Below are 17133 nucleotides of genomic sequence, written 5' to 3'. Positions count from 1 at the left end.
GTCAGATAGACTAGATTCCTAGTTCATCGAGCAAATCACTGGCCATGGAGTCTTCGACCGTGTTTGTTTTCTCTTTTTTTGTGGCCATGTTGTTTTGAGTGGCTTCTAGAATCGAATCCGGGCATTCATCTTCGGCAACTTCGAACTCTTCCAGTTGAATAAATTCAGTTTTATCCATAGCGAGTTCAAGGTAGAAGATATTGTTGTTAGTGGTAGAAAACGTGACTCGTCGCGCTTGAGGTCGGTCAAGGTTTGTATCTACTGACAAGTTCACTTGTTTGTTCAATGCCAACATTTTTGGCTGGTTCTGAGTGATGTTGGTTTGTAGCTCTTTGCGAATTTTATTGGTGAAGTCACCAACTAATTGATTCATGAGTTCCCCAAGCACATCACCCACCTCGTCTGAGGTATGCAGTACCGCGAGTTCATCTTCAGGCATGCCCATGTTACGCATGTAGTTAGTATAAATTTCGAGCGCGGCCTTAGCAGTAAAGTTAATGACAACCAGTCCAGAAAAACCACCGTCAAAAAGGACAAAGCAGCCAAAGTCAGGTTTTAAGCTTGTCTTATTAATTTTTTGAACCATCGCTGAGTAGGAAATCTTGGAATCAGTCGCAGAGGTCAGTACCCCAGACACTGACTGACACAATTTTAGAAGGATATCCTCAGTGGTTACCGTTTTGTTTTTTTTCATTATTTAATCACTCTAAGTCAAAGCTATTTGCTGAATGCGTTGCTCATTTTTAAGCTTACGTTTTAAAAAAGAAAGCATTAGTTGTATTTTTTGGTTGAGAATCTGTTTTGATCACGTTTTCAAATGTTGTAAAGTGACCAGATTCTAAAAAATTAATAAATACAATTACCCATAGCTGATTGGATCAGCGCTTTAGGGGCAGGAAGCACATGTTACCAAGACTGCAATTTCAATCTGATGTCGACCCAGTCGTACACAGTTACTTACAAGAACTTCATCAGGCTGGCTTTAGTGGAGACATCGAGTCTCAATATGCCAGTCGTTTGGCGGTAGCCACTGATAACAGTGTATACCAACAACTCCCTCAAGCGGTTGTACACCCTAAAACAACGAATGATGTTGCTCTTATAGGTAAGGTTAGTTCAAAACCCGAATATAAGCGCATTACATTTTCACCACGTGGCGGCGGCACAGGGACAAATGGTCAGTCGTTGACCAAAGGAATTGTGGTGGATTTATCTCGTCACATGAATGCTGTGTTAGAGATAAATGAAAAAGAGGGTTGGGTTCGCGTTCAAACGGGGATAATAAAAGATCAGCTGAATGATGCCGTACGTCCATTTGGCTATTTCTTTTCTCCAGAGTTGTCCACCAGCAATCGCGCCACGCTCGGTGGAATGGTGAATACCGACGCATCAGGCCAAGGCTCACTGAAATACGGTAAAACCTCCGATCATGTCTTGTCGCTTCAAGCGGTCTTTTCAGACGGAAGTATATTGGAATCAGATTTGTCTCTGGGTCAACCACAAGCGCAGACGCAAGCTGCGATGGCTCTTGATATTACCGAGAAAGTCTGTCGCGATAACCGTGAAAAAATTCTCGATAAGTTTCCGCCGCTCAATCGATTCCTAACGGGCTATGACTTAAAAAACGCCATTGATGAGAGCGAGCAATTTAATTTCACTCGCGTGTTGTGTGGCTCTGAAGGCTCCCTTGCTTTTATCACTGAAGCTAAGTTAAATCTCACGCCAATCCCAAAAGCGCGCACCTTGGTTAACGTTAAGTATTCCAGTTTTGATGCGGCATTACGTAATGCCCCGTTTATGGTAGAAGCCGATGCCTTATCGGTCGAGACCATCGATTCTCGAGTCCTCAATTTAGCGAAACAAGATATTGTATGGCACAGCGTGAGTGATCTTTTGCGCGAAGTGCCAAATAAAGAAATGCTTGGCATCAATATGATTGAGTTCGCAGGCGATGATGAACAAAAGGTTGCCGCTCAAGTTAAAGCATTAAGTGACAAGATTGAAGCCATGATCACCAACGGTGAAGCGGGAATTATTGGCTTTCAAACGTGCAGTGATTTATCGAGCATTGGCAAAATTTACAATATGCGCAAAAAAGCCGTGGGTCTTCTCGGTGGAGCAAAAGGCAAAGCAAAACCTGTCGCTTTTGCGGAAGATACTTGTGTACCACCAGAAAATTTAGCGGACTTTATTGCTGAATTCCGCCAACTTCTCGATGACAATCAGCTCAATTACGGGATGTTTGGGCATGTGGATGCGGGTGTATTGCATGTTCGACCGGCTTTAGATCTTTGCGATCCAGAACAAGAGCAATTAATGCATCAAATATCGGACCAAGTGGTTCAGTTGGTGGCTAAGTATGGCGGTTTGATGTGGGGTGAGCACGGTAAAGGCTATCGCTCTGAATATGGGCCTGAGTTTTTTGGTGAGGTGCTTTTCCAAGAACTTCGCCGCGTCAAGAGAGCCTGCGATCCACATAATAAAATGAACCCAGGTAAGGTATGTACACCGTTAGACAGTGATGCCGAGCTCGTTAAGGTATCAGACACCAAACGTGGCTATTATGACCGTCAAATCGACATTGAAGTGAGAGACAGCTTCAAGCAAGCGATGGAGTGTAATGGCAACGGATTGTGCTTCAATTACGATACAGCGTCTCCTATGTGTCCTTCTATGAAAGTCACATCAGATAGGCGTCATTCCCCTAAAGGACGAGCGGGCCTTGTGCGAGAATGGCTTCGTCAGTTAAGTGAACAGGGTATCGATATCCTTGATATTGAGCAGAAAACCTTGTCGGGTCGTTTAAGCATTAAATCGCTACTCGATCGCGTTAGGAACAGAATTAACAAGCGCCATGAGTACGATTTCTCGCATGAAGTTTATGAAGCAATGAATGGGTGCTTAGCTTGTAAAGCTTGTGCAAGCCAGTGTCCAATTAAAGTAGATGTCCCTAGTTTCCGTTCAAGGTTTCTTAATCTCTATCACACGCGTTATCAGCGCCCAGCCAAAGATTACCTGGTCGCCAATATTGAAACCATGTTGCCACTGATGGCGAAAGCGCCCAAGGTCGTTAACGCTGCTATTCGTCAGCCTTGGGTTCAAAGCCTAACAGAGAAAAGTGTGGGGTATGTCGATACTCCGTTGATGTCGGTGCCAACGTTAGCCTCTCAACTGGATAAATCTCATAAGTTTGATTTACAGCGACTCGCGGCGTTATCTAAGCAAGAGAAAAGCAACCACGTACTGATTGTTCAAGATCCGTTTACGAGCTTTTATGACGCTGAGGTAGTCGCTGATTTTATTGCGCTGGTTTCTAAACTGGGTAAAACACCCATTTTATTGCCATTCAAACCCAATGGAAAAGCGCAGCACATCAAAGGGTTCTTGCAGCAATTTGCCTCGAGTGCAAAAAACACCGCGACCTTTTTGTCGCTGGTAGCCGATCTTGATATCCCGTTGGTTGGTGTTGATCCGGCGTTAGTGCTCTGCTACCGAGACGAATATACCGAAGTACTGGGTAAAGACAGAGGTGATTTCGATGTTCTGACCGTGCACGAATGGTTATTACCTCGGTTGGCTGACATTGAGGCTCGTACTTCAACCGCTAAGCCTTCTACAGCGGTGAATGAACCTTGGTATTTATTGGCGCATTGTACTGAAAAAACGAAGATGCCTAATGCCGAAAAAGAGTGGGGCGAAATTTTCACTCACTTTGGTGCGACATTAAACACGGTACCCGTGGGTTGCTGTGGCATGGCTGGCACGTTTGGGCATGAAAAAGACAAGCTAGAGATGTCAAAGGACATTTATGCATTAAGCTGGAAACCAAGGCTTCAAGACCTGCCGTCAGACCGTTGTCTAGTGACGGGCTACTCGTGCCGAAGCCAGGTTAAACGTTTTGAGCAAGTGAAAGTTAAACACCCATTACAAGCACTGCTAGACGTTGTTGATCGTTGATATTGTTTAGATACGCCAGTGTTTAGATATGCCAGTGTTTAGATATGCCAGTGTTTAGATATGCCAGTGTTTAGATATGCCAGTGTATAGATAAAGTGTGTTGATAGAAGTGCGTAGCTAGAAAAATGTACAGATTGAAACGTAGACCGATGAAACGTACATAGAAAAATAGCCCAGATGATCATTCTGGGCTATTTTTTATCTACAGCTCATAAACGGGGTAAAGTTCGTCATTGAGGCCGTCTAATAATAAAATGAGGATCGAAATGGACAGATTGGAGCTCAAAATCCCACCGGTAGCGGTGTTTGTTATCGTTATTCTTCTGATGAATTTTGCAGCAGAGAATCTGATGTTCGCGCACATTATTTTCCCTTTCACCTGGCTGGTGTTTTTAGTGTGTTTTATCGCTTCGGGGATCGTTGGGCTACTGGGCATTCGAGAATTTCGCCGAGTAAAGACAACGGTGAACCCTGTGAAGCCTGAAACCGCTTCTTTGGTTGTGAATAGCGGTATCTTTGCTTATACGCGTAACCCCATGTATTTAGGGCTTTTCATTCTTTTGTTTGGAGTGGGGTATTGGTTGCAAAATGGACTGAGTCTTTCCCTTAGTGTTTTCTTTATCGTGTATATGAACCGTTTCCAGATACAACCAGAAGAGAAAGCATTAGAGCGGCTGTTTGGTGCTGAGTACGTAGATTATAAACAGAGCGTTAGACGCTGGATTTGATGGGATGAAAGCGAAAAATCAAAAACACCCGCTGACTGAGCGGGTGTTTCATATTGATCTGTATTTCTCATTCTCTAAGCGGAATATCTGAACTCATTAAATAAGAGAATGAGATAAGAAAATGAGGCGAAAAGGTTAAGCCGCTGTAGCAAACTTCTCTAAAAACATGTCCTTACGTTCATTAAAACGGTTAACCAGGTCATCAACGGAATCTTGATCGTAAGGTTTTAGTCCACTGGCTAGCATGCGTTTCACGCCTTTGCCTACAACGATACCATCTTCTTTAAAGGCAAAGTTTAGTGTCACCACGCCACGCTTTCCATCGACATCAAACGTAGCACCGGTAAACTCTACTTCAGGGTGTGTCAAATCGAGGCGATCAAATTCAACTTCCATGCTTTCATAGATGACTAACGGACGCTGACAGTTAATCATCATCTGTTGCTCTTCCATCAGTGGAACCATGATGTGAGGGAAGTTCATACCAGAGAATTGAACGTAGTTTGTAACAACGTGCTCGATGAACGCGGCATCATGACTCACATCGCCTTCGCGGTTCATGTGAAGGTATTCTTTGCCTTTTTCGTCAACGAGAGCGCTTTCTTTCTCACATTTGTTTTCAATACTCAGTGCTATACCGTCGTTAACCATCCCTGAGAAGTCAAAGCGCATCTTTTTGCTGATGCCTTCTTTTTGAAGCAAGACTGCAAAAAGTAGGTCGCCAGGAACACAAAAGCGTTTGTTATCTTCGTCATGAAGAGGGTTAAAATCACCAGCGACTTTTTTAGCAAAGTGGCTTGCTTGCTCGCGAGTGAACGTGAATTGATGGTCTTGTACTGAAACAAAAGAAGTTAGAAACATAATCTACATTGGGTAGTGAAAACTGGGGAAGATTATACAGGGAAACGCATTTTTAATGGTCCATCCAGTACGTAGTGTTGAATAGACGAGCAATTGAGTAAAACAAAAAGAGAAGGCCCACCAATGAATGATGGGCCTATGCACAGTCAATACTAAAAACGGTCAATACTGAAACGGTCAATACTGATTACTGTCACTACGAGTAACTGTTAAACAGTTGGTCTGGCATTAAGTGGTTATGAATGGCGAGTTTTAGCAATGCATTAGCTTGCTCAATATCTGGAGCGAAGTAACGATCTTTGTCATAGAAAGACACTTTTTCGCGCAGCATTGCTTTTGCTTCTTCAACCCGTGGCGAAGACTTTAACGGAGCACGGAAATCCAACCCTTGCGCGGCCGACAAGTATTCAACCGCCAATATTCCACGGGTGTTTTCAGCCATATATCTAAGCCTTCTGGCCGCAAATGTCGCCATCGATACATGGTCTTCCTGGTTTGCCGAGGTCGGTAAACTGTCGACAGACGCTGGATGCGCAAGGGATTTATTTTCACTGGCTAGCGCGGCCGCGGTAACTTGAGCGATCATAAACCCTGAATTTACCCCGCCATTGTCCACTAAGAAAGGAGGCAGTTTGCTGAGTGCACTGTCAATCAGCAGTGCCATTCTTCTTTCTGATAAGCTTCCAATCTCGGCGATGGCAAGCGCGAGATTATCTGCGGCCATTGCAACCGGCTCTGCATGAAAGTTACCGCCTGAAATAATGTCGCCATCTTCAGCGAATACAAGGGGGTTATCCGATACTGAATTCGCTTCAATTTCCAATATGGATGCAGCATTTCTCATCTGTTGTAGACAAGCCCCCATGACTTGCGGCTGGCAACGCAAAGAATAAGGGTCTTGCACTTTTTCACAGCCGGTATGGGAATCACCTAACTCGCTGCTCACATCAAGTAGATGACGATACGCTTCTGCCGCGTCCATTTGACCTCTATGGCCTCGCACACGATGAATACGTGGGTCAAAGGGGCGTCTGCTTCCTAAAGCGGCTTCGACAGTCATGGCTCCGCATACGGTCGCTGAAGCAAACAGATCTTCTGCCACAAACAAACCTTCGAGAGCGAATGCGGTAGAAGCTTGTGTGCCATTTAAAAGAGCGAGACCTTCTTTGGGAGCCAGGGTAATAGGTGTGATACCTGCGATGGCTAAGGCTTCAAGACCAGAAATGATTTTGCCATTGTGCCTTGCTTCACCTTCACCGAGCAAGATGGTGCTCATGTGCGCTAAAGGTGCCAAGTCCCCCGATGCGCCGACAGAGCCTTTTTGAGGAACACAAGGGTAGACTTGAGCGTTGACCAGTTTGATTAACGCATTGATCACCGATAAACGTATTCCAGAATAGCCGCGGGCGAGGCTGTTAATTTTCAGAACCATCATCAAACGTACGGTTTCATCAGACATTAATTTCCCAATGCCGGCCGCATGCGAAAGTACGATGCTTCGCTGTAATGTTTCTAAATCTTCAGGGGCAATACGTGTGTTGGCGAGTAGGCCAAAACCGGTGTTAATGCCATACACGGTTCTATCTTCGGCGATAACCTGCTCGACAACGCGTGTGCTGGCTTCAATGTCAGGAATAGCATCTGGATTAAGCGCCAGGTTAATGGGCGTTCGACTGACTTGGCGCAGCTCTTTTAAGCTAATGTGTCCAGGCTTTAGCAATAGATTTAACATCTTCATTGATCCTTTAATACTTCTCTATTGAATCGTTACTCACCGATTGTTTTTATAAACCCGTGTTTTATCAATAAATGCTTTTATCAATAAGTGCTTTACAAACTCGTCTTCTCAAAAACACGTCGTCTCAAAAATACGTCTTCTCAAAAACTAAGAGTTTCACAAAGCAGCGAGTAACGATAGAAATTGGCAGAAACCGGTTCGCTTATCTAAGCTTGCTCAGTTCTTCGTTTAGCATTGGAAGGTCTAACCCTTGCTCCGCTGCGCACTGTTTTGCAATGTCGTATCCCGCATCAGCATGACGCATGACTCCCGTCGCAGGGTCGTTATGCAGGACTCGCGCTATTCGTTCTGACGCATCTTCACTGCCATCACAACAAATGACCATGCCAGAATGCTGAGAGAACCCCATTCCAACACCACCACCATGGTGAAGTGAGACCCAGGTTGCACCACCAGCGGTGTTAAGCAGGGCGTTCATCAGTGGCCAATCTGAAACCGCATCTGAACCATCCATCATGCCTTCTGTTTCTCGGTTAGGGCTTGCCACTGAGCCAGAATCTAGATGATCTCGGCCAATAACGACGGGCGCTTTAAGCTCGCCAGTTTTAACCATTTCATTAAAGGCTTGACCTAAACGTTCACGGTCTTTTAGGCCGACCCAACAGATACGTGCGGGTAACCCTTGGAACTGAATACGTTCGCGCGCCATATCAAGCCAGTTATGAAGCTGAGGGTTATCTGGAATAAGCTCTTTGACTTTTTGATCAGTTTTGTAGATGTCTTCAGGATCACCAGACAGCGCAGCCCAACGGAAAGGCCCAATACCTTCACAGAACAAAGGTCGAATATAAGCAGGAACAAAACCCGGAAAATCAAAGGCGTTGTTTACGCCTTCTTCGAGTGCCATCTGTCGAATGTTGTTGCCGTAATCCACCGTCGCAGCGCCTCGTTTTTGTAAATCGAGCATGGCGGTGACTTGAATTGCCATGGATTGTTTTGCCGCTTTGATAACTTTCGCTTCATCGTCTTTTCGAACCGATGCCGCTTTGTCCATGCTCCAGCCTTGAGGCAGATAACCATTAAGAGGATCGTGAGCTGAGGTTTGGTCGGTAACGACATCTGGAGTGATGTTACGCTCAACGCACTCAGTGAACACGTCTGCGGCATTCCCAAGTAAACCAACGGAAATAGGCACGTCAGATTCTTGAATCATTGCCATTGCTTCATCGAGGCTGGTGGCTTTCTTATCGACGTAGCCGGTGCGAAGTCGGTAATCAATGCGTGATTCATCACATTCCACGGCAATCATGGAATAACCCGCCATGGTCCCTGCTAGAGGTTGCGCGCCCCCCATGCCACCAAGGCCACCGGTTAGAATCCACTTACCTTTCGCATTACCATTAAAGTGCTGCTTTGCCATCGCGACAAACGTTTCGTAAGTCCCTTGCACAATGCCCTGAGAGCCAATATAGATCCAGCTCCCCGCCGTCATTTGCCCGTACATCATTAAGCCTTGTTTATCGAGTTCATTGAAGTGTTCCCAATTCGCCCAGTGGGGCACAAGATTCGAGTTTGCAATTAAGACACGAGGCGCATTTTTGTGGGTTGGAAAAACCCCAACAGGTTTACCCGACTGAACCAATAAGGTTTGGTCATCTTCGAGTCGTTCGAGTACTTCAACGATTTTGTCGTAACATTCCCAGTTGCGAGCGGCTCTGCCGATACCGCCATAAACCACCAAAGCATGGGGATGCTCAGCGACATCGGGATCAAGGTTATTCATTAACATACGAAGCGGCGCTTCAGTTAACCACGATTTTGCACGAAGTTGCGTACCATGTGGTGAGCGAATAGTTCGAGATGTGTCGAGACGCTTATCTACACTCTGGTGTTCCGTCATGTTGAGGCTCCTTTTGTTATACGTTATAGGGGTTTGTTCTATTTTTCTTATTTGCACTAACTGTTTATGTGAACTGCTTATGTGAACTGCTTATGTAAACTGTTTATGCATACTTTCGTTGTCGTTAATGTTGGTCACCTTATCGGCCATCGCATTCGCCATATCCCAGCAAAGCCTTGCGGCTAACCTCGCGGTTTGGCTATCAACGTCATACGTCGGGTTATATTCGGCTATATCAGCGATCATCAGCTTATTGTGGCAATTAAGAATACGCTCCAACAATAACGAGATGGATTCATAGCTGACTCCGCGAGCGGCGGGGGCACTGACGCCTGGTGCGGTTGATGCTGGAAACACGTCCAAATCAATCGTTAAATAGAGGTAGTCGCACTGGTCGATAAAGTGTTGCAGCTGGGGAAGATGAGCATCGTGCTTCATTGGTGATAACTGATGGTCTTCCACATACCAAACCCCAAGCTCATCGGCGGTGTTGAAGAGTGCCGCTGTATTACTTGCGCGACTCACCCCCAAACATGCGTAGTGAAAATCCCAGTTGTTGCTCTGACAGTAGCGACTAATTTGATTAAAGGGTGTCCCAGAACTGGGTTTAACGTCAGCATGATTGCTTTCAAAAGCACGAAGATCGAAATGCGCATCAAAGTTAATGATTCCAATCTTGGGTTTGAGTTCGGGGGCGGTATTTTTTAAGTGGTTGGCTAACCCTAAGAAAGATGGCCAGGCGACTTCATGCCCCCCTCCAAGCGTAATCACAGGTGAGTGGGCGAGGGCTGCGGTAATCACTTGCGCACATTGCTCTTGGCTATCTTCGAGTTGATCATCTTCACAAGCGACGTTACCCAAATCGACAATCGACACGTTTTTATGCCAGGCCATGTTAGCTAACGCCTGGCGAATCAAATTTGGTGCTTTCTTCGCGCCAATTCGCCCTTTATTTCTTGCGACGCCTGCATCGCTAGGAAACCCTAAGATACTGACGAAATTTTCGGTGGTATTCAGATCATAAGCTTGCATTTTCTTCACTACATGATGAATGCGCTTACCAAGATCTGCGTCTTCGGCATCATGTCGACCTTGCCAGTGGAATGTGTGATCAGTAACGGTGTGTGGGTTAGTCATTGTTATGCCCTTCACGGTGATATAACGCGCCGTTAACGATACGCGCCGCTAAATTAGGGACGCCGACTTGGTAGCTGAGATCGGCGGGATGAGCGATGTTCCAGATGGCTAAATCGGCGTCGAAGCCTAATTGAAGTTGTCCTCGAGTTGTTTCATGCCCGATGGCTTGGGCGGCATGACAGGTCACCCCTCGGAGGGCTTCTTCTGGTGTGAGGCCAAATAAAGTGCAGCCCATGTTCATCATCATCGTCAAGTCAGCGATCGGTGAGGTTCCAGGGTTAAAATCCGTGGCGATTGCCATGGGAATGCGATTATCTCGGAGCAGTTGAATGGGAGGACGCTGTGTCTCGCGCAGAAAATAAAATGCGCCGGGCAGTAATGTGGCAACGGTCTTGGTGTTGGCGAGCGCCTTTACTCCCTCAAGGTCGAGATACTCAATATGATCCACAGACAGCCCATTAAAGCGTGCGGTGAGAGCACTGCCTCCGAGGTTCGATAGCTGCTCGGTATGGCCTTTTACGCGTAAACCGTGCTGTTGAGCCGTCTGGAAAAGTCGTTCTGTTTGTTTGAGGTCAAACCCTATGGATTCACAGAAAACATCGACGGATGAAGCGAGTTTCTCTTCTGCGACCAAAGGAATGATCTCTTGGCAGATGAGTTCAATATATTGGTCCGATTTTCCTTTGTATTCCGGAGGAGTCGTGTGCGCCGCGAGTAATGTGGTCTCTACTTTAATCGGTACATAACGTTCAAGAGCTTTGGCGGCGCGTAACATCTTCACTTCATCATTTAATGTCAAACCGTAGCCCGATTTCACTTCAACGGAGGTAACGCCAGTGTTTATGATTCCTTTCACGCGTGGAATAGCCAGCTCGATTAATTGTTCTTCTGTGGCTTTGCGTGTTGCTTCCACGGTAGCGAGAATGCCACCGCCTTGGTTCGCTATTTCGGTATAAGGGACGCCTTGAAGGCGCATTTCAAATTCGTTTGAGCGATTGCCAGCAAAGACGATATGAGTATGAGCATCAATAAGCCCCGGCGTGACCAGCTTATGCTTACAGTCATAAATAGGGCCAATTGTCGAATGGTGTCCGTTTGGGTTACCTGAAAGCAAATTGTCCGAGGATAAATCGCGCTGGTCTTGAATTGAGGCGATCTTACCGTTTTCGAGTTGGATGACTTTTTCAGTGCTGACTTGGTAGCCTTCATTACCTGGTGTCATAGACACAAGACGAGCATTGATAAGCGTAAGATCGGTAACGGATGTCATGAACGGCCTCAATGAATATTAAATGTATATACAATTAATAGTTCAACTCGAGCAGACTGACAAGATGAATGTTACAAAAATGTGATCATGATTTAGTATGATGTGCTCAATTAGATGAGAATCTTAGAGCTTAATTTGTATTTTGACGCTGGATGGTAGAGTAAAGCAGTGCTGACTAGGTTCTCTTCACTCCAGGTGCGTCTATGCAGCAATAGGCAGGGTTCGTTGGTGGTCAGTGCTAATGCTGTTTTGACGTTATCCTCTGGTGAAATAGCTTCCACCGTATGCTCAATCGCATTGAGCGGGCAGTTGTCAGAAAGATATTGATTGGGCGTGATGGCAGAGAAATCTTGTTGTAAATATTGCGGAACATAACGTGGATTGACCCATCTCAATTCTAGTTGAATCGGTTTATCGTCTTCAAAGTGTATGATTTCACTAAAATAAACTTCTTTTCCTAGCATGGTTCCGAGTTGTGTGGCAATCCGTTCATCAGCTTCGATTGAGGTTTGTGACACAACGAGATTGTGGTATTTTTTACCACGTTGTGCGACTTCTTCAGCGATATTTCGTATGTCTAAAAGCGGAGACTGTGCTTTTTCTGGGATTGCGCAAACAAACGTCCCAGCTCGTGGCTTACGTTGTAGTTTTCCTTCGTTAACCAAGTCTCTAATGGCTTTATTAACGGTCATCCGGCTGACATCAAATTGTTTAGTCAGTTCGATTTCTGTGGTAATTCTATGCCCGACAGGCCAGTTCCCCGATTGTATTTGTTCAGAAATAAAGTGTTTGATCTGGATGTAAAGAGGAACGTTACTCATAAGACGACTCGGAATAATTGACTATACAAATAGTGAGTTAATTGCAGAGTGATTGCAAACCATAGGTGATGAAATATGACGAGCATACTATTCTATTGAGAAATTCATTCGACATTTGCACGGAAGAAGAAAGCTCATAGGCGTGTATCAACCGACGGTTTCTCGTTGTACAATCCACCAATGACAAAGAAAGAAAAATTACAGAGAAATACGCATGTCTTACCCAACTGAAATGACATTTTTTGAACGGTTTGAAGCTGATATTTTATCGGGCAAGAAAACCATCACGATTCGAGATAAAAGCGAATGCGATTATCATGTTGGAAGTGTGGTTGATGTTAAAACCTTGGAAGAAGGGCGTTGGTTTTGTCGGTTACACATTCAGTCTGTGGAGCCGATTCTATTGAGCCAATTATCCGATTTTCATGCTAAGCAAGAGAATATGACGCTGGATGAATTAAAAAGTGTGATTGAAGATATTTATCCCGGCATCACGGAATTGTACGTGATCAGTTATCGCCTTGTTTGATCGCTTTTATTTGGTGAGTCGATAAAAAAACGCCAAGCGTATATCAATAACAGCTTGGCGTTCTTAAGCGAGTGGGTTTAGCGTGAATTAATCGCGCTTCCAAAGCATATGACAGAACTTATTGTCTGGGTCTCGGCTGACTAGCATACGAGCAAAGACATCATCAAGAACATCGCTGTCTTCATCAACAAGGCCAATTCGCACTTCTGCGTAAACGTCCTTATCGACATCGAAGCCCACGTGCTCAGGCCAATCCTCGCCAGTTTCAACTAACTCCGCTGCACCACGTTCTTCAAATTGAGCTGTAAATAGAATCACATCAACAGGCTCTAGGTTATCGGGTGCCATTTCAAGAAAAATGTCGTAGGCAGCATCGATTACGTCATCATAAGAGATCAGATTTTGCTCATCAGACATAAGGGTTACGCTCGGCTCATGTATTTGCGTTCAGCAATATTAACGATAACGCGATCGCCTGTAGCGATATACTCTGGTACTTGAATAGACAGGCCAGTAGCGAAACGTGCTGGCTTAGTACGAGCCGATGCCGATGCGCCTTTGATTGACGGATCCGTTTCTTCGATAACAAGCTCAACCGTTGATGGCAACTCAAGCCCAGCAACTTTTTCGTTTACGATAACGACATGCATACCTTGAGTCTCTTCATTGATGAACATGAGATCATCTTCGATGTCACTCTTGTTGAAGGTATATTGGGTATAGTCTTCGTTATCCATAAAGATGTATTCATCACCATCTACGTATGAAAAGGTAGACTGACGCTTGTACATTTCAACCGTGTCTACAACGTCATCGGCTTTTAAACGCTCATCAACGCGAGCACCATTGGATAGGTCTGTACAACGCATTTTGTAGATCTTAGTTCCGCCACGGCCACCAGGGGTGGTTACTTCAATTTCTTTAACAAGTAGAGTTTTGCCGTTTGATTCAATAGCAAACCCTTTTTTAATTTCACTGGCTCTAGGCATCAGAGGGATCCTTTGTATTTGGTTTGGGGGCATTATAGCAATTAAGTGGCAAGAAGGAATATCTTGATCGAATTCGTTCTCTGAGAGATCATAAAGGTAGTCCCCTTAATTGAGCGTATTTGATACCTTTCATGACTCTTTCTGTAATTGACCCGAAACAACCTTTCCAAATCGACTATCAAGCCGCCGTTAACGACTTAGTGAAGTTTTTAAGGGGTGGGTTGGGCGAAAACCTCCACAGTGTTTATCTCTATGGCAGTGTTGCAAGAAAGGCGGCAAAACCTGGGCAATCAAATCTCGATGTGATCGTGGTGACGAACCGCTCGTTTAATGATACGAGAACGACGTTACTCAATACGATCAAATGGCGTTTTCAACAAAGTTTTAGCCATATAACCGAAGTCTCCATAAAAACGGCATTATTGTCTGAAGTCGCCACATTGGAGAGTATATTTTCATGGGGGTTTCAGCTAAGACACTGTTCGGTGTGTATTTACGGCGACGATTTATCCGAATGCTTTGGTGACTACGAACCCAGCTGGGAAATCGCTAAGCACTGGAATATGGATGTTGAAGACTGGGTCGCGGTTTATCGAAATCGAATCGCTCGAGCAAGTTCACCGCAAGAGCAAGCCAAAGCACAGAAAATAATTGCCAAAAAATTACTGCGCGCGAGCCATTCTTTGGTCATGTACCGAGACAAATTGTGGCTGGAGGACCCCTCTGAGTGTGGCGATCACTTTCTGCGGTTTTATCCAATGAAAAAAACAGAGATAGACAGACTCAAGATATTATTGACAGGAAGAGTGATACCAAAGCGTTCGGTGATCGGGATACTGGACAGCTTTGGCGATTGGCTCGTCGAACAGTATAAAAAAACCGAGTTTCGAATCGGTTAGCTCTTTTCTGTTCGCTACATGCGCATCTTTACATCCAATACGAACTTATTACCTTGTTCTCAGTTGTTCAATTACTGGATGTGACGCAAAACCTTTTCCAATCATTATTCTGCACCTTGAACCTTGAACCCAAAACCCTGAAAACTTCCCCATATGTGCTAAATTATAAAAAGGCCAGTAAGTTTAAGGGAAACGATGGGCATGATAGTCACGAGGCTCCAGTCGACATGGAATGTGGTTGAAGGTTTTAGTCTCAAGTTTATAACACCCTCGTTGCTTGCTCTTCGAGAAGGCATGATCTGGCTATTGCCCTGTTTAATGTTGTCCTCCTTTTTTCTCTTCTTTGCCAGCATGGGCGAGTTTGTTTTTGGTCGCAGGACTGAGTGGGTAACATCGCTATATGCTATTCATGGTTCGATAGCGAGTTTTTTCCCTTTTCTAATGACAGCCGCTCTGTCGTATGTGTTAGCCATGCAGTGGAAATTACCACGCCCGCCAGTGGCCTTGCTGTCTGTACTTTACCTAGTGGTTATTGGTGAAGTCTTACCTAATCAACAATCAGTACAAACGTTTAATATTATTATCGCGATAATCACGCCGTTGTACGCCACTCCGATTTTAGCCAGTTTATTGAAATTAGGCAGTTTGAAAATAACTCGGTCTAACAGTGGTGGGAAGATTGTTAAAGAATCCCTAAACTTAGTGCTACCAGCCACGATCACCGGAGTGATTGTGATGGTCGTGAACAGCCTGATTTTTACCGGGTTAACGGGCAATCATTTATTGTCAGCGGTTTATCTAGATTATGCCAATGAGCCTTATACATTTGGAATGGTATTCGCGGCATTAAATTCGACGCTTTGGTTTATCGGTATTCACGGATACTACGCGTTGCTCCCCTTGGTTGACTATTTACAAGAAGCTACCAACTTAAGTTACTCTACGTTTTTAGCAGGGAGTACGGGACCGTACCCTATGAACCTATCTTTCATGGGATCGTTTGTGTTCATTGGAGGAAGTGGTGCTACGCTCTCTTTGGTTGTGGCACTGCTGGTGTTTTCTGAACAAAAAGCATTACAGGTTATTGCTCTAGCGAGTATTCCCATTGGTCTGATAAACGTAAATGAAATTTTGTTGTTTGGCCTTCCAATTATCTTTAACCCTCGGCTGTTTTTTCCCTTTCTATTGGTGCCTATCGTTAACGTCTGCACCTCCATGTTTGCGATTCAGTCTGGATGGGTATCGGTGCCTGTTGTGTCGGTACCTTTCAATAGTCCGGTATTAATTAATGCCTGGATATCGACAAATGGCGACGTTGGTGCGCTCGGCCTTCAACTCTTTAATGTATTGATTGGTACTTTGATTTATCTGCCTGCAGTACGAGGGCTCAATAAGGTCTATGCGAACCGAAAGATCGATTTCCCCTTCTTAGATACCACTTATACGCGCCGTCAAGAAGAGGCTGAAACGCTCCGTGAAGACCCAATAGCGATCGCTCAAAGCGAAGAGAAAAAGGCGAAATCGTTGGAGGACCAACTGGAGGTCATAAGTCATAAAGAGTTTTGTATGGAATATCAGCCCCAGATCTGTTCGCTCACGGGTAAAGTGGTAGGGTGTGAAGCGTTAGTGAGGGCCACATCAAGCAGTGGAGAGTTAGTGTATCCTGGCGCTTTTATCCCATGGCTTGAAGAAGCTGGGTTAATGAAAGATCTTGATGTCTGGGTGTTTAAACAAGTAGCGAAAGATATCCAGATTTGGAATAAAAGCGGTAATCGGACGTCGGTGAGCATCAATATTTCACCCGAAACATTAGTGACTGAAGATGTGATGACGCCAATATTAAAAGCGATCAAACCCGTCGCCAGCCAGATCAATATCGAAATTACGGAAGAAACTTTGCTGGTGGATGAGCAGAAGCTGATGATGTCTTTTAATCGGTTACAGAACTTGGGCGTAAAGGTTTATATTGACGACTTTGGTACCGGCTTTTCTTCTTTAAGCTATCTGAACCGATTTAGTATTGATGCGATAAAGATAGACCGTTCTTTTGTTCTAGCGCTAAGCTCCGAAAAGGGGAGAAAGGTTTTTACAAGCATCCTGTCTATTGCGACAAGGCTTGATATTTCAGTCGTGGTAGAAGGGGTTGAAACCCTTGAACAGCTTAGCTTCATTCCCAAAAGTGATACGATATCAGTTCAAGGTTGGTATTATAGCCGCTCTCTTCCTAGTCAAAGTTACAGGGAATATTGCCAGCTCAATGAACAACTCACACCAGACAATGCACAAGATGTATCAGCCAGCTAA

The 17133-nt window shown here is 44.9% G+C and carries 14 protein-coding genes; 5 read left to right on the top strand and 9 right to left on the bottom strand.

The genetic code is table 11. The annotated features are described in order from the left end of the window. Positions 1 to 10: 10 nt before the first annotated feature. Positions 11 to 694, bottom strand: a complete 684-nt coding sequence (locus QF117_RS14680) for a DUF3334 family protein (RefSeq protein ID WP_282386435.1) — start codon at positions 692 to 694, stop codon at positions 11 to 13. 209 nt (positions 695 to 903) lie between these two features. Between QF117_RS14680 and QF117_RS14675 the strand changes: the two genes are divergently transcribed. Both QF117_RS14675 and QF117_RS14670 read left to right on the top strand, forming a co-directional pair. Further along, a complete protein-coding gene (locus QF117_RS14675) occupies positions 904 to 3957 on the top strand; it encodes an FAD-binding and (Fe-S)-binding domain-containing protein (protein WP_282386433.1) in 3054 nt (1017 codons plus the stop codon). Positions 3958 to 4223: 266 nt separating this feature from the next. Beyond that, on the top strand, positions 4224 to 4685 hold the full coding sequence (locus QF117_RS14670; protein WP_282386431.1) for an isoprenylcysteine carboxylmethyltransferase family protein: 462 nt from the start codon (positions 4224 to 4226) through the stop codon (positions 4683 to 4685). 135 nt (positions 4686 to 4820) lie between these two features. Here QF117_RS14670 and QF117_RS14665 read toward each other — a convergent pair whose 3' ends face one another. The 6 genes from QF117_RS14665 to hutC form a co-directional block, all read right to left on the bottom strand. Continuing rightward, complete coding sequence (locus QF117_RS14665) at positions 4821 to 5546, bottom strand: DUF3581 domain-containing protein (protein WP_282386430.1); 726 nt, start codon at positions 5544 to 5546, stop codon at positions 4821 to 4823. Between the two features lie 196 nt (positions 5547 to 5742). Further along, a complete protein-coding gene (hutH, locus tag QF117_RS14660; RefSeq protein ID WP_282386429.1) occupies positions 5743 to 7278 on the bottom strand; it encodes a histidine ammonia-lyase in 1536 nt (511 codons plus the stop codon). A gap of 208 nt (positions 7279 to 7486) precedes the next feature. After that, positions 7487 to 9184: a urocanate hydratase gene (gene hutU, locus QF117_RS14655; RefSeq protein ID WP_282386427.1), complete on the bottom strand. Its 1698-nt coding sequence runs from the start codon at positions 9182 to 9184 to the stop codon at positions 7487 to 7489. Between the two features lie 90 nt (positions 9185 to 9274). After that, positions 9275 to 10321, bottom strand: coding sequence for a formimidoylglutamase (gene hutG, locus QF117_RS14650; RefSeq protein WP_282386425.1), 1047 nt, complete (start codon positions 10319 to 10321; stop codon positions 9275 to 9277). Next, positions 10314 to 11591 carry an imidazolonepropionase gene (hutI, locus tag QF117_RS14645; RefSeq protein ID WP_282386424.1) on the bottom strand — a complete coding sequence of 426 codons (1278 nt, stop codon included), beginning with the start codon at positions 11589 to 11591 and terminating at the stop codon, positions 10314 to 10316. Before hutI ends, hutG begins: the two co-directional genes overlap by 8 nt. Before the next feature lie 110 nt (positions 11592 to 11701). Continuing rightward, complete coding sequence (gene hutC, locus QF117_RS14640; RefSeq protein ID WP_282386423.1) at positions 11702 to 12412, bottom strand: histidine utilization repressor; 711 nt, start codon at positions 12410 to 12412, stop codon at positions 11702 to 11704. A 214-nt stretch (positions 12413 to 12626) separates the two neighbouring features. On the opposite strand from hutC, the gene yqfB reads away from it, so the two are divergent. Further along, on the top strand, positions 12627 to 12941 hold the full coding sequence (gene yqfB, locus QF117_RS14635) for a N(4)-acetylcytidine aminohydrolase (RefSeq protein WP_282386422.1): 315 nt from the start codon (positions 12627 to 12629) through the stop codon (positions 12939 to 12941). 87 nt (positions 12942 to 13028) lie between these two features. Here the strand turns inward: yqfB and QF117_RS14630 are convergent, their stop codons facing one another. Both QF117_RS14630 and yeiP read right to left on the bottom strand, forming a co-directional pair. After that, positions 13029 to 13358: an HI1450 family dsDNA-mimic protein gene (locus QF117_RS14630; protein WP_017035349.1), complete on the bottom strand. Its 330-nt coding sequence runs from the start codon at positions 13356 to 13358 to the stop codon at positions 13029 to 13031. Positions 13359 to 13363: 5 nt separating this feature from the next. Beyond that, entirely contained in the window at positions 13364 to 13930 is a 567-nt protein-coding gene (yeiP, locus tag QF117_RS14625; RefSeq protein ID WP_282386420.1) for an elongation factor P-like protein YeiP, read from the bottom strand. A gap of 131 nt (positions 13931 to 14061) precedes the next feature. On the opposite strand from yeiP, the gene QF117_RS14620 reads away from it, so the two are divergent. Together QF117_RS14620 and QF117_RS14615 are read left to right on the top strand one after the other, a co-directional pair. Further along, positions 14062 to 14829 carry a nucleotidyltransferase domain-containing protein gene (locus QF117_RS14620; RefSeq protein ID WP_282386418.1) on the top strand — a complete coding sequence of 256 codons (768 nt, stop codon included), beginning with the start codon at positions 14062 to 14064 and terminating at the stop codon, positions 14827 to 14829. Positions 14830 to 15024: 195 nt separating this feature from the next. Continuing rightward, positions 15025 to 17133, top strand: a complete 2109-nt coding sequence (locus tag QF117_RS14615; protein WP_282386417.1) for an EAL domain-containing protein — start codon at positions 15025 to 15027, stop codon at positions 17131 to 17133.

Source organism: Vibrio sp. YMD68, from assembly GCF_029958905.1.
Classification (GTDB): Bacteria; Pseudomonadota; Gammaproteobacteria; order Enterobacterales; family Vibrionaceae; genus Vibrio.
Note: the sequence above shows the minus strand (reverse complement) of the source record. Positions and strands in the feature narration are given on the sequence as shown.